We start from the raw sequence: 13,075 nt of genomic DNA on the forward strand, positions 1-13,075 counted from the left end.
ACATAACAACGATAATGAAAGAGATGAGTAATAAGTTATGAAAATGTCACGTCGTGCATATGCTGAGATGTTTGGTCCAACGGTTGGTGATCGTATTCGTTTGGCAGATACAGAGCTCTTTATTGAAGTTGAGCAAGACTTAACGACTTATGGTGAAGAAGTTAAATTTGGTGGCGGAAAAGTTATTCGTGATGGGATGGGGCAATCACAGCTTTTAGCTGATGAAGTTGCTGATACGGTCATTACCAATGCTTTAATTGTGGATTGGTGGGGAATTGTTAAAGCTGACGTGGGCTTAAAAAATGGCCGAATCTGGAAAATAGGAAAAGCTGGAAATCCGGATATTCAACCAGACATTACGATTCCTTTAGGAGCTGCAACAGAAGTGATTGCGGGTGAAGGACAAATTCTAACAGCAGGTGGTATTGATACCCACATTCACTGGATTTGTCCTCAACAAGTTGAAACTGCGCTAATGTCGGGTACAACAACCATGGTCGGTGGTGGTACAGGACCAGCAGCCGGAACCTCGGCAACGACAGTAACTCCAGGGCCTTGGCATATTGCGACCATGTTACAGGCAATTGATGATTTACCTATGAATATTGGTCTATTAGGCAAAGGGAATTTAAGTTTACCTGACCCCATTCGTGAGCAAATTAAAGCTGGAGTAATTGGCTTAAAGCTGCATGAAGATTGGGGTTCAACACCAGCAGCTATTGATAACTGCTTGAGTGTGGCAGACGAGTTTGATGTGCAGGTGGCGATTCATACAGATACTTTAAATGAAAGCGGTTTTTTAGAAGAAACTTTAGCTGCATTTAAAAATCGTACGATTCATACCTACCATACCGAAGGTGCGGGCGGTGGACATGCACCTGACATTTTAAAAGCGATTGGGCAAAGTAACGTATTGCCATCATCAACTAATCCAACGCGACCTTATACGATTAATACCATTGATGAGCATTTAGATATGCTCATGGTTTGCCATCATTTAGACCCAGCAATTGCTGAAGATATTGCTTTTGCAGAAAGCCGTATTCGCCGTGAAACCATTGCCGCTGAAGATATTTTGCAAGATTTAGGTGCAATTGCCATGATGTCTTCTGACTCTCAGGCGATGGGGCGTGTAGGTGAAGTGATTTTACGTACTTGGCAAACTGCCCATAAAATGAAAATTCAACGTGGTCCTTTAGAGGGTGACAATGAATTTCATGATAACAATCGCGTTAAACGCTACATTGCTAAATATACGATTAACCCAGCAATTACACATGGTCTAAGCCATGAAATCGGTTCGATTGAAGTCGGGAAACTTGCTGATTTAGTGTTATGGAAGCCAGCCTTTTTTGGTGTGAAACCTTCGATGATTATTAAAGGCGGCATGATTGCAGCAGCACCGATGGGTGATATTAATGCTTCAATTCCGACACCTCAACCAGTGCATTACCGTCCAATGTTTGGTGCCTATCCACGTGGTGTTCATAACACTTGCATTACCTTTTTATCTCAAGCAGCAATTGATGAAAAAGTTGCTGAAAAATTAAACCTGAAGAAGTTAATTAGTCCGTGTAAAAACACACGTGAAATTAGCAAAACTGACATGAAACACAACACATATTGCCCTGTCATGCATGTTCACCCTGAAACTTACGAGGTGCGGGCCGATGGTGAGTTATTAACGTGTGAACCTGCTGATGTATTACCCATGGCACAGCGTTATTTCTTATTCTGATGAGTTTTGTCGAGGTGAATTACCTCATTAATTTATACAACATGAATGAAATAAATAAGGAGAGAAGAGCTAAATGAAAATCTATACACAACGCCTTGAACATATTTCTCCTGATCAAGCATTTGAAACGGTTGAACTGACTTTTGATACCCGCCAAAAATCTCGCTTTCGGGCGACTTTACCGAGTGGTGTAGATATTGGCGCTGATTTACCACGTACTGGCATTTTGCGTAGTGGTTCATATATTGCAACTCAACAAGGTGATGTACTACGTGTAGATGCTAAGCCTGAACGTCTGATGCAAGTCAGTGCAGCAAGTGATTTTGATTTGCTTAAAGCGGCTTATCACTTAGGTAACAGACATGTGCCATTAATGTTGACGCCTACAGCTTTATATTTTGAACCTGATCATGTGCTTGCAGAAATGGTAGAGGGGTTGGGGCTTACAGTTTCAGAAACTGATCATCCGTTTGAGCCTGAAAGTGGAGCCTATGCACAACATAGTCATGACCACCGCTTAAGCCCAATCAAAGCTTTGCATCATGTCCATTCATAACGCAGCACAATTACTTCAATTGCTGACATTGTCTTCTACAGCACTGCCAGTTGGAGCATATTGTTATTCACAAGGTGTAGAAACAGCCATCGATATTGGCTTAATACACGATGAAACCTCGGCAATTGCTTATTTTGAAGAAGTGCTGGAAATGCTGTTGGTACGGTTTGAGCTACCAGTATTAAAACGTCTCATGCAACATCATGATGACCAAGATCAGTTTCTGGTTTGGGCAAATTTATATAAGGCAAGTCGTGAAACTAAAGAGCTTTTGGCAGAGTCTCAACAGCTGGCATTTTCTTTGAATGCGTGGATTAGAGATGTTTTAAAAAAACCTGTTGAAGTTAAAAAGCAGTTTGGTTTTGTGCCTGTCTATGCACAGCTCTGTGGTCGACTTGGGCTTGCTGACATTGACGTGCTTACAGCTTATACCTTTACCGTTTTAGAAAATCAGGTTTTAGCAGCAGTAAAAACTGTTCCTTTAGGGCAAATGGCTGGACAAAGAATTTTATGGCACTTACATGGTTTAGTGCCTCAAGCTGTGGAAAAAGCTTTGCAACTTGTTGATGAGCAATTGAGTAGTGCTTTACCCCGTTATGCAATGCTGAGTATGAAACACGAAACACAATATTCACGGTTATTCAGATCTTAAGTTTAGGAAAGAAGGATAAAAATCATGACAGAACGTAGTCCATTACGAGTTGGAATTGGCGGACCAGTAGGTTCGGGTAAAACTGCGCTTACACTTAATTTATGTTTAGCCTTACGTAATAAATACAACATGGCTGTGGTGACAAATGATATTTACACCAAAGAAGATTCAAACTTTTTAACCCGTAACGAAGCGATGTCGCCAGATCGTATTGTGGGTGTAGAAACAGGTGGCTGCCCTCATACAGCAATTCGTGAAGATGCTTCAATTAACTTGGCTGCAATTGATGATTTGTGTGAAAAGTTTGAAGGCTTGGAGCTTATTATCATTGAAAGCGGTGGCGATAATTTAGCTGCAACATTTAGTCCTGAGCTTTCTGATTTAACTCTATATGTGATTGATGTGGCAGGCGGAGAAAAGATTCCTCGTAAAGGTGGGCCGGGTATTACCAAATCAGATTTACTGATTATTAATAAAACTGACCTTGCGCCAATGGTCGGTGCAAATCTTGATGTGATGGATCAAGATGCGAAACGCATGCGTGGAGAAAAGCCATTCTTATTTTCAAATATGAAAACCCAAGATGGTCTTGAAGAAATCATTCAATTTATTGAGAAGCAAGGGCTGTTTAAAGCTTAAGGAGAGATTATGAACTTCATTAAAAAATGGGGCATAGGGCTCCTTGCATTATTGCCGGCACTTGCAATGGCACACCCAGGACATGACCATGAACATTCTGGTTTTATAGCGGGTTTTATTCATCCCTTTACTGGTTTAGATCATTTAATCATGGCTTTGGCTTTTGGTGTTCTACTCTGGTCAGCAGCTAAGCAATGGCAAATTGCAGGTGTCATGACTTTGAGTGTTACTCTAATTACTGGCTTTTTAATCGGTGCTCAAGGCTTAGTCCCTGTAAATGTTGCTGAATATGGAATTGTTGCTTCTTTAGTTGTTACAGCAATTGCACTATGGACAAAATCAAATCGGATTTTACCTATCGCTGCGGCATTACTTGCGAGCTTTCATGGCGTAGCGCATGGTGTTGAATTAGCACATTCAGGCCATGTCGTTGCATTAGTAATGGGTATGGTTTCAGCTATGGTTTTAATTTATTGTGGTGGATTGGCATTGGGTGCTGCGCTTACACGATATGTACCATATGGCAAAAAAATTGTTGGCGCCTGTGCAGCAGTTGTTGCAGTGATTGGATTAAGTTAGTCATCATTTCGAAAGTAAAAGGTAGCATTAGGCTACCTTTTTTATTCAGCTACTTTTTGATAAAGCCCTGCGTGAACGGTACCAGCTTTCGTTGTTTTAACTTGTTGCCATGTTGAAGGGAGGAGAAGTTGAGATAAATCTCGATCAGCTTCAACATAAATATACCCATTCTTTTTAATATGGGGTTCAGCCAAGTTTGAAAGTTCTTGCCATAAATCTAGACTATAAGGTGGGTCTAAAAACACAACATCGAATTGTTCTTTTAAACGGGGTAAAGCTTGCTGAGCAGTCGCATTGATTAAATGACAATTTGGGGCTTTTAATAGCTCAACATTATCTTTTAAAAAACGTGCCTGAGTTTTGTCTGGTTCAATCATATAAACTGACGCAGCACCACGTGACAACGCTTCAAAACCTAATGCGCCAGAGCCTGTGCAAACATCGAGGACATGCGCATTTTGAATGTCCCACATGAGCCAGTTAAATAGAGTTTCGCGGACTCTGTCTGGAGTTGGGCGTAAGCCCTCAATGCTAGCGAAGGGAAGTACTCGTCTTTTCCATTCGCCACCAATAATGCGTAATTGATTCTTCATTATTCATCGACCTCATTGGTTGCAGGGCGAGCTGGTGTAGCCTGTGGTGTTGAGGCTGCAGTTGAAGTAGCTGATGCTGCTGGAGTAGAGCTCGCAACTTCGCCGCCACTTGATAGCTCACCTGGCTTAATTCCAGCAGTCATTAGTCCACCATTGACTTGATGGTTTGCTGGTCGAACTGGGTTTTTCTTACGAGTTAATAACCAGTAATCAAAAATAGGTCTTGCAAGTTGAGCAGCAGAACCACCATGACGACCATTTTCCCAAATCACGGCAATCGCAATTTCTGGCTTATCAGCTGGTGCAAATCCAACGAATAAACCATGGTCAAGTTGGCGTTCGCTCAGGGCTGCTTCATTGTAGCGTTTACCCTGTGCAATACTTTTAACCTGCGCAGTTCCTGTCTTTCCTGCAATTTGATAGAGAGGTGTACGAATGCCTCGACCAGTACCTGATTGAATTACATCAATCATGGCATCGCGCATTTGAATCCAGTCTTCATCTGTTCCGTTGAAGTTGATTTTGCCATCAGGTGCATTACGTACAGTAAATGGTTTTGCACCATGCGTTGCACGTAAAACATGAGGGGTGACATGAGAACCATGATTGGCTGTAATTGCAGTCGCCATAGCTAGTTGTAAAGGTGTAGCTGTAAATGCACCTTGACCAATACTCACAGAAATCGTTTCACCTTTCATCCATTTGGCTTTGCGAGTACGCATTTTCCATTCAGGATTTGGGTAAAGACCTTCACTTTCACTTGGTAGATCGACACCTGTTTTTTGACCGAACCCAAATTGACGCATCCATTGGTTCATTTGATCAATACCCATTTGATGGGCAAGAATATAAAAATAGGTGTCACATGACATAATGATGGCTTTATGCATGTTTACGATTCCATGACCGGTTTTTTTCCAGTCGCGGAACTTATGCGAATCGCCAGGTAAGTGGAAATAGCCTGGGTCAGAAATGGCTGTTGACCAGTTTACAATGCCGTAGTGTAAACCACCCATCGCTTCCATTGGTTTAATGGTAGAACCTGGAGGATATGCACCTTGTACCGCACGGTTATAAAGCGGTTGATCTAAATTATCCCGTAAGGAACTATAATCTTTATGGTTAATACCCGTCACAAATAAATTAGGGTTGAAACTTGGGCTAGATACTAAAGCCAGAATTTCGCCAGTACGAGGGTCGATAGCAACAATTGCGCCACGACGGCCTGCGAGCTGTTGAGATGCAACAACCTGTAAACCATAGTCTAAAGATAAATAGAGGTCATTGCCGCGAGTAGGGTCTTTACGGCCTAAATGGCGCAATATGTTACTGTGAGCATCTGCTTCAACAGATTCATAACCCGGTGTTCCGTGTAGCAAATCTTCATAGCTTTTCTCAACGCCAATCTTTCCAATTAGATTGGTCCCAGCATATAAATCTTTATCAATACTTTTTAATTCTTTATCGTTAATACGCCCTACATAACCAATCACATGAGCAAATAACTCACCGTGTGGATAGTAACGAGTCATTTGTGTTTCGATTCTTACGCCGGGAAATTTATATTTGGCTTCACTAAACTTGGCAATATTGGCTTCAGTTAGATTAAGTTTAATTGCGACACGTTCAGTTTTTCGAGCAGTTTTTATACGACTTTTGAAACGGTCAATATCTTCTTGCGTGAGGTCTAAAATAGGCTGTAGCTGCTCAACAACACCATCCACATCTTCTACATCGGTTTTACTTAAAGTTGCTGTAAAAACAGGATAATTATCTGCTAGTAATACACCATTTCGATCATAGATATAACCACGAGCAGGTGGAAGTGGCTGTAAGCGAATTCGGTTTTTATCAGATGCTGTAGAAAATTCGTCATAGTGAAAAATTTGCAGATAAGCGTATCGGCTAATCAGAACTAATAAGCAAACGATAACAAGGCCTACGGCAAAAAAGATTCGTCCTCGATAAATGCGCTTTTCTTGCTGGATATCTTTTAAAGGAAAGTGCTGCTTCATAAGGATCGACTTAATGACATAGGGTAGAAAAATAGCTGCTTATTCTAACGCAAGAGCGCTTAAAATATTGCATAATTTTCAAAGTTTCCGTGCATTTCGATAAGATACGTTTTGACTTTGCAGACAACAAAATTGTAGATACTTGTATATAAGAAGCAAAATAATTCTGTTAAAGTCTCTCATTCAATAGAATAGGGTTGTTCTCACCATACGATTAGGGAAAATGGAGAAAATAATGAGAAAAATTTATCCCTTACTTGCTGTTCTGACGGTAAGTAGTTGGGCTCATGCTCAAGACTATTCGTTTCTTCCAGAAGCAAAATTAACAGGACATACTGCATCTACGTGGAATGTGGGTGCCGGTTTTACACAAAAACTATTACATTTAAACGGCGAATGGGTAAATCCTTATGGGATTGCCTATGCCAAAGTTGGCGCATTTTTGAATGGTGATAAAACTGCTGGTGGCCAAGTTGGGTTTAGATATCCTTACTATCTTACCGGCACAGATAAAAATGGTTACTATATTGGTTTTTATGCTGGGCATCTCGATAGTAAAGAGGTCGATGGTGATTATAAATCCCGTTTAGGCGCTGGCGTCGATTTGGCCTATGTATTGTTGAATTCAGAAAGAATTAGTACTTTTAGTGTGGGTATTGGCGCGGCGGAAAAACTAACTGACCAGAACGGAGCAGTTGCTGCGGATACTAAACCACAGATTCAATTTTCTTATTCTCTAAGTTTTGGTTTATAAAACAAAGCAGTTTATCGTTAACTCGCCATAAGCAGAGCACAAATAAATACGAGAGTCTTACATGTTAGAGTACGTCAGCGGATTGTGGCAGACCTTTTTACACAGACCTGATTTTTGGGCCGTTTTGAGTATCATTCCAGTCACTGCCTTTGTTACATGGGCACACGTTTGGATGGCTTTAAAAATGGTGTTTTACCCAATTAAATTTTGGGGATTCCATTTAGGTCCATTACCAGTAGGTTGGCAAGGTATTGTGCCACGTAAAGCTGGACGTATCTCGGGTATTATTACCGACAATACATTATCTAAGTTAGGTTCATTGCGTGAATTTTTAGAGGCAATGGACCCTGAAGATATGGCACGCATTATTGGTGAGCAGGTTGGATTTGAACTTGAACATCTGATTGATGAAGTCATGATCGATCGTAATGCTGTTCTTTGGGAAAATTTACCTTATTCAATTAAACGCCGTATTTATGCACAGGCACATAAACAATTACCAGGCGTGTTAAGAGAATTAGTGACTGAGCTGACCATGAACGTCGAGTCGCTGGTTAATATGCGTGAAATGGTAGTGAGCCAAATGGAAGGTGACCGCCGTTTAATGGTACGTATGTTCTTAAAAGTTGGGCAAAAAGAAATCAACTTTATTTGGCATATTAGTGCTTTAATTGGAATGTTCTTTGGTATTTTCCAAATGATTGTTTGGTTTGTCGTACCTTGGCACTGGACTGTACCGTTTTGGGCTTCAATTTGGGGTTTTTTAACGAACTGGATTGCGATCTGGATGGTATTTAATCCGATTGAACCACATTATATTCGTTACCCACAGATTTTTAGATTAACAAAAGATCGTAAGTTCCCTTGGATTGTACCCGTTCTTCGGATTGGGACTTATAATTTCCAAGGTGCTTTCATGAAGCGTCAAGAGGAAGTCTCTGACGTGTTTTCAAGCGTAGTAACAGAAGATTTAATTACGTTAAAATCGATTATGACCGAAATGATGTATGGGCCGCGTAAAGATAAGACCCGCCGCATTGTGAAGCGTCATATTAACGAAATTATGGAAACACCGTTAGTTCGTACATCTTTACAGCTTTCTTTAGGGCCAAGAGAGTACGCAAGATTAAAGACGGACTTGATTGATCGATCAATTGAAATTACGATGGGACCCGTATGTGACCCAGCGCTGAACGCAAGCCGGGCACAGAAGATTTTTCAAATGTTTAAAGAGCGTATTCGCGAACTGACACCAAAAGAGTTTCAGAATTTATTGCGTCCTGCATTTCAGGAGGATGAGTGGATTCTTATTGTACTAGGTGGGGTAACCGGATTTATTGCTGGTACAATACATTTGTTTGTGGCTTTCTTATAATTCGACGTCGGGCAGGATCTATTGAAGATTAACGAGACTTTTTCTGCCGGACTTCATATTCATTGTTTTAAATGAGGATGTTTTTTATGCGCATTATTTTACTCGGACCACCTGGAGCAGGCAAAGGGACTCAGGCTCAGTTGATCTGTAAGCGCTACAATGTCCCACAAATTTCAACCGGTGATATGCTCCGTGCTGCAATTCGTGAAGGTACTGAATTAGGTCTAAAAGCTAAAAGTGTAATGGAATCTGGTGGATTGGTTTCAGATGAACTTATTATCGGTTTAGTAAAAGAACGTATTGCTCAGCCTGATTGTGTAAATGGCTGCATTTTCGATGGTTTCCCACGTACTATTCCACAAGCTGAAGCTTTGGAAAAAGAAGGGATTAACATTGATCACGTGATTGAAATTGATGTTCCTGACGAAGAAATCGTACAACGTCTTTCTGGTCGTCGTCAGCATCCAGCTTCTGGCCGTGTTTATCATACAGTTTACAATCCACCTAAAGTGGAAGGTAAAGATGATGAAACTGGTGAAGATCTTGTTCAACGTCCAGATGACCAAGAAGAAACAATCCGTAAACGTTTAGCTTCTTATCATACTGAAACTGAGCAATTGGTTGGATTCTATCAAAGCCGTGCTGCATCTGGTGAGAATGCACCAACATATGACAAGCTTGATGGCTTGCGTACAATTGAAGATGTACAAAAAGATTTGTTCAACATCTTAGACAAATAATTTAATATTGTTTGTGATAATGAGCCCTCTTTGTGAGGGCTCTTTTCTTTCATTCAGTGCAGGAGAACAATATGAAAATCATATTGATTTTGGTGGTATTGCTAAGTCTGGCACTATTGTTATTTTTACTATATCAAAGTCAAAAAATGCTACGTCATGTGCAGAAACAACAGGCTTTGGAAAATAAAAAGAATGGACGAGAACGTCAACTACATCCGAAATTACAGCAGATTAAGAAACCTCAGGATTAACTGAGGTTTTTTGTTGGAATCGTTTTTATAGCACCAAATTCAAAGCGGTCTGGCCAGTTACATACATCGGAAACGACACACTCTGAACATTTAGGTTTACGGGCAATACAACAATAACGACCGTGTAATATGAGCCAGTGATGCGAATCTAAAATAAATTCTTTAGGAATAACCTTAATTAAGCGGTGCTCAACTTCAAGTACATTTTTACCTACGGCTAAACCAGTTCGATTTCCCACTCGGAAAATATGGGTATCGACAGCCATAGTCGGTTGTCCAAAAGCTGTATTTAAAACAACATTTGCGGTTTTACGCCCCACACCCGGTAAAGCTTCTAAGTCTTTTCTATTGCTTGGAACTTCGCCGTTAAATTGTTCCATTAAAATCTTACAGGTCTTAATGACATTTTCTGCTTTAGCGTTGTAAAGGCCAATTGTCTTGATATATTCCTTTAACCCATCTACGCCCAAGTTATAGATTTTCTCGGCTGTATTAGCCACAGGGTAAAGTTTATCAGTTGCTTTATTCACACTCACGTCGGTCGCTTGAGCTGACAACATAACTGCAATGAGTAACTCAAAAGAAGATGAGTATTTTAACTCGGTTTGAGGAGAGGGCCGTTGTTCGCGAAGGCGTTCAAAGAAAATTTGAATCTGCTTTTTCGTCATATTTTTGACAGCCATTCAGACCTCCTGTAATTGCATGAGTTGCTGTTGTAGTTCTTCGAGTTGAAGACGTTTTTTAGCATCTTCACGTACACCTAACTGTTTTTCCAGTTTCTTAATTTGTGTACGAATTTTAGCTAACTCAATTGTAGTTTTAGCATCAGTTGGCACAGTCTCTTTAGGTTTCTCAATGAGTTCAATTGAAGGTAATTCATCAAGTGCCTGAGAAAACTGCGCAAACAGTTGAGTATCAATTTCAGCACGTACTACAGGCCCTTTACGGTGACTGCGACGCTTTTCTTCACGCTGAATGTGAGCGTAATAACGTTGTCTTAAATCATTTTGCTCTGCAGTACGTTGTTGTTCATTTGGTAAAGCTTGCGTGTCTTCAACCAAATCAATGCAATCTATGGGACATGGTGGAATGCATAACTCACAACCTGTACATAAGTCAGTCAAGATGGTATGCATGAGCTTACCACTGCCAATAATAGCATCTACAGGACAAGCACTAATACATTTGGTGCAGCCAATACATTCATCTTCACGAATAATTGCTTTCATGCGCTGCGGTCGGCCATCTGTTTGTACAGGCCATACGCTTCTTTCAGCAGGTAATGGAGAGCGATTTAATAGGTTTGCGAGTGCATCAGCAACAGGTTGTCCACCTGGAACACATTTATTTGCTTCTTCACCTTCAGCAATCGACTTTGCGTAGGGTAGACATCCATCACGATGTCTACATAGACCACATTGTGTTTGTGGTAATAACGCATCAATCTCGCGTATGAGAGAAATAGATGAATTCATAGTGGGCAAATAGCTTGGTTAAAACGATGCGATAATGAAGAAAAACCTAAGTAAGGTCAATGGATTTTAACGAATTTATCGGGTTTTTAATTGACCTAAAATGTCGCTAATTCTGCACAATAATAGATCAATAAAAATGAAAAGTTAAATGACTATTTCTTATTTTTAAGTAGTTTTTCTAAAAATAAGTTTTTGATAATTAAGGTGAATAAAATAATTTAAAATAACTATTGTTAAAATTGATGGAAAGGGATTTAATATTTTGCTGCTAAATGATGCATTTAATAATGTATTGCACCAATTTAATTCATTACTATGCTGAGGACCGTGCATTGAAATATAACAACCTGAATGAATTCCTGAATTACGTGCAAGCGCGTGATCCGCATCAACCTGAGTTCTTACAAGCTGTCGAAGAAGTAATGACAAGTTTGTGGCCATTTATTGAAAAAAATCCGGAATATGCAGAGCAGGGTTTGTTAGAACGCTTAGTTGAACCTGAGCGTGTGATTCAATTTCGTGTTTCATGGATGGATGATCAAGGTCAGACTCAAGTTAACCGAGCTTTCCGTGTTCAATACAATTCAGCAATTGGTCCATTCAAAGGGGGAATGCGTTTCCACCCATCGGTCAATCTATCAATTTTAAAATTTTTAGGTTTTGAGCAGACTTTTAAAAACTCACTTACTACTTTACCAATGGGTGGGGGAAAAGGTGGTTCAGATTTCGATCCTAAAGGTAAATCTGATGCTGAAATTATGCGATTCTGTCAGGCATTAATCATTGAGCTTTATCGCCATTTAGGACCAAATACTGATATTCCTGCGGGAGATATTGGTGTGGGTGCGCGTGAAGTCGGTTATATGGCAGGCATGATGAAAAAGCTGAGTAATGACACCGCTTGTGTCTTTACTGGTAAGGGAATTTCATTTGGTGGTAGCTTAATGCGTCCTGAAGCAACTGGCTATGGTACAGTTTATTTTGCAGAGGAAATGCTCAAAGCACGTGGACAATCTTTTGCTGGTAAAACTGTTTCAGTATCTGGCTCTGGTAACGTTGCACAATATGCAGCAGAGAAGGCCATGTTCTTAGGGGCAAAAGTTGTTACTTTGTCTGACTCTAACGGCACAGTTTATGTAAAAAACGGTTTTACAGATGAGTTGCTTGTTGAAGTCATGGAGCTGAAAAACGTTAAACGTGGTCGTATTTCCGAGTTTGCTTCTAAACATGGTTTTGAATATTTTGAAGGAAAAACACCTTGGCATATTCCTGTCGATATTGCTTTACCATGTGCTACGCAAAATGAATTAACAGGTGAAGATGCTAAAAAGCTTATTGCAAATGGCGTAATTTGTGTGGCTGAAGGCGCTAATATGCCATCTACACTTGAAGCAGTTGAACACTTCATCGAAGCTAAAATTTTGTATGCGCCAGGAAAAGCATCTAATGCGGGTGGGGTAGCAACATCTGGTTTAGAAATGTCTCAAAATGCAATTCGTTTAAGCTGGACACATGCTGAGGTCGATGAACGTTTACATGCAATTATGAAAGACATTCATGCCAATTGTGTAAGATATGGTACTAAAGAAGATGGTACTGTTAACTATGTTGATGGTGCCAATATTGCAGGTTTTGTAAAAGTAGCTGATGCAATGCTTGCTCAAGGTATTTTCTAAAAATAGAAATAAAAAATCCGATGCAAAAGCAT

The 13,075-nt window shown here is 40.2% G+C and carries 14 protein-coding genes; 10 read left to right on the forward strand and 4 right to left on the reverse strand.

Annotated elements, in window-relative coordinates; all coding sequences use genetic code 11:
* Positions 1-37: 37 nt before the first annotated feature.
* The 5 genes from ureC to F886_RS07470 all read left to right on the forward strand — a co-directional run bounded on the left by ureC (position 38) and on the right by F886_RS07470 (position 4,164).
* Complete coding sequence (gene ureC / locus F886_RS07450; RefSeq protein ID WP_005303373.1) at positions 38-1,738, forward strand: urease subunit alpha; 1,701 nt, start codon at positions 38-40, stop codon at positions 1,736-1,738.
* A gap of 73 nt (positions 1,739-1,811) precedes the next feature.
* A complete protein-coding gene (gene ureE, locus F886_RS07455) occupies positions 1,812-2,294 on the forward strand; it encodes an urease accessory protein UreE (protein ID WP_005303375.1) in 483 nt (160 codons plus the stop codon).
* Positions 2,281-2,946: an urease accessory protein UreF gene (locus tag F886_RS07460; protein WP_005303376.1), complete on the forward strand. Its 666-nt coding sequence runs from the start codon at positions 2,281-2,283 to the stop codon at positions 2,944-2,946. Before ureE ends, F886_RS07460 begins: the two co-directional genes overlap by 14 nt.
* A gap of 24 nt (positions 2,947-2,970) precedes the next feature.
* Complete coding sequence (gene ureG / locus F886_RS07465) at positions 2,971-3,585, forward strand: urease accessory protein UreG (RefSeq protein ID WP_002117800.1); 615 nt, start codon at positions 2,971-2,973, stop codon at positions 3,583-3,585.
* A gap of 9 nt (positions 3,586-3,594) precedes the next feature.
* A complete protein-coding gene (locus tag F886_RS07470) occupies positions 3,595-4,164 on the forward strand; it encodes a HupE/UreJ family protein (RefSeq protein WP_005303378.1) in 570 nt (189 codons plus the stop codon).
* Between the two features lie 41 nt (positions 4,165-4,205).
* Here the strand turns inward: F886_RS07470 and rsmD are convergent, their stop codons facing one another.
* Positions 4,206-4,757 carry a 16S rRNA (guanine(966)-N(2))-methyltransferase RsmD gene (gene rsmD / locus F886_RS07475; RefSeq protein ID WP_005303380.1) on the reverse strand — a complete coding sequence of 184 codons (552 nt, stop codon included), beginning with the start codon at positions 4,755-4,757 and terminating at the stop codon, positions 4,206-4,208.
* Complete coding sequence (mrdA, locus tag F886_RS07480; protein ID WP_005303382.1) at positions 4,757-6,772, reverse strand: penicillin-binding protein 2; 2,016 nt, start codon at positions 6,770-6,772, stop codon at positions 4,757-4,759. The genes rsmD and mrdA overlap by 1 nt, the downstream gene beginning before the upstream one ends.
* A gap of 235 nt (positions 6,773-7,007) precedes the next feature.
* On the opposite strand from mrdA, the gene F886_RS07485 reads away from it, so the two are divergent.
* From F886_RS07485 to F886_RS07500, 4 genes are all read left to right on the forward strand, one after another.
* Positions 7,008-7,526 (forward strand): hypothetical protein, encoded by a 519-nt coding sequence (locus tag F886_RS07485; protein WP_005303385.1) that lies wholly within the window; start codon positions 7,008-7,010, stop codon positions 7,524-7,526.
* A gap of 61 nt (positions 7,527-7,587) precedes the next feature.
* Positions 7,588-8,901 (forward strand): DUF445 domain-containing protein, encoded by a 1,314-nt coding sequence (locus F886_RS07490; protein ID WP_004793941.1) that lies wholly within the window; start codon positions 7,588-7,590, stop codon positions 8,899-8,901.
* A gap of 86 nt (positions 8,902-8,987) precedes the next feature.
* Positions 8,988-9,641, forward strand: a complete 654-nt coding sequence (gene adk / locus F886_RS07495) for an adenylate kinase (RefSeq protein WP_005303386.1) — start codon at positions 8,988-8,990, stop codon at positions 9,639-9,641.
* A gap of 71 nt (positions 9,642-9,712) precedes the next feature.
* Positions 9,713-9,892 carry a hypothetical protein gene (locus tag F886_RS07500; RefSeq protein WP_004703056.1) on the forward strand — a complete coding sequence of 60 codons (180 nt, stop codon included), beginning with the start codon at positions 9,713-9,715 and terminating at the stop codon, positions 9,890-9,892.
* Here the strand turns inward: F886_RS07500 and nth are convergent.
* Together nth and F886_RS07510 are read right to left on the reverse strand one after the other, a co-directional pair.
* On the reverse strand, positions 9,889-10,575 hold the full coding sequence (gene nth / locus F886_RS07505; RefSeq protein WP_005303389.1) for an endonuclease III: 687 nt from the start codon (positions 10,573-10,575) through the stop codon (positions 9,889-9,891). The genes F886_RS07500 and nth overlap by 4 nt on opposite strands.
* The gene (locus F886_RS07510; protein WP_005303390.1) at positions 10,576-11,367 is read right to left on the reverse strand and encodes an RnfABCDGE type electron transport complex subunit B; all 792 of its coding nucleotides are present in this window, start codon (positions 11,365-11,367) and stop codon (positions 10,576-10,578) included.
* Between the two features lie 272 nt (positions 11,368-11,639).
* Between F886_RS07510 and gdhA the strand changes: the two genes are divergently transcribed.
* A complete protein-coding gene (gene gdhA / locus F886_RS07515; RefSeq protein ID WP_081402126.1) occupies positions 11,640-13,043 on the forward strand; it encodes an NADP-specific glutamate dehydrogenase in 1,404 nt (467 codons plus the stop codon).
* The last annotated feature ends 32 nt before the right edge of the window (positions 13,044-13,075 follow it).

Origin of the sequence: Acinetobacter sp. NIPH 542 (assembly GCF_000369825.1) — a bacterium.
GTDB lineage: Bacteria > Pseudomonadota > Gammaproteobacteria > Pseudomonadales > Moraxellaceae > Acinetobacter > Acinetobacter oleivorans.